1 protein-coding gene is annotated in these 755 nt (G+C 74.4%); it reads left to right on the top strand.

Annotation, left to right across the window (positions count from 1 at the left end):
- Positions 1-77: 77 nt before the first annotated feature.
- Complete coding sequence (locus EAO70_RS09415) at positions 78-551, top strand: RrF2 family transcriptional regulator (RefSeq protein ID WP_148002557.1); 474 nt, start codon at positions 78-80, stop codon at positions 549-551.
- Positions 552-755: the final 204 nt, after the last annotated feature.

The following is a 755-nucleotide window of genomic DNA, read 5'->3' as shown; positions in this document are numbered from 1 at the left end:
CCCACCAGCAGTGGTAGGCGTGGGGCGGGTTGCCCTTGCCGCCCCTATTCTAGATATGTAGGGTCCAGAATATGAAGATGAGCGAGGGCGTGGAGTGGGCGCTCCACAGCTGCCTGAACCTGGCCTGGATCGGGCCCGGCCGGGCGGTCACCGCCGCGCGTCTCGCGGCCTATCACGAGCTGCCTCCCGCGTATCTCAACAAGCAGCTCCAGGCGCTCGCCCGCGCCGGGATCGTCACCTCCGTCTCGGGCCCCAAGGGCGGCTTCCGGCTGGCGCGCGGCCTCGACCGGATCACGCTGATGGACGTCGTCGTCGCCGTCGAAGGCCCCGACGAGGCCTTCCGCTGCACCGAGATCCGGCAGCAGGGGCCGGGCGCGGGCGCGCCGGGGACGTACGCCGCCGAGTGCGCCATCGCCGGGGCCATGGGGCGGGCCGACCTCGCCTGGCGCCGGGAGCTGGTGGCCCAGACCCTGGACGACGTCCGGGCGCGGGCCGAACTCCAGGCGCCGGCCGCGCCCGAGCGCGTCCGCCACTGGTTCGCCAACGTCTGACACGAGCGGCCCTCCCCTACCGGGAGGGCACCTCGCGATCGCGCTCGGCGCCCTCCTCGGCGGGCTGCCGGCCGACGCGTACCCCCTCGGCGCCGTGCTCCTCACGGGCGCCGCCCTCACCCTGGCCGCGCTGCCCGCGGCCGTACTCTCCGGAAGGAACGACCGGTCATGACCACGCCCTCCCCCTCCTCCTCCGTCCCCTCC

Source organism: Streptomyces sp. adm13(2018) (genome assembly GCF_008042145.1).
Taxonomy (GTDB): domain Bacteria; phylum Actinomycetota; class Actinomycetes; order Streptomycetales; family Streptomycetaceae; genus Streptomyces.
Note: the sequence above shows the minus strand (reverse complement) of the source record. Positions and strands in the feature narration are given on the sequence as shown.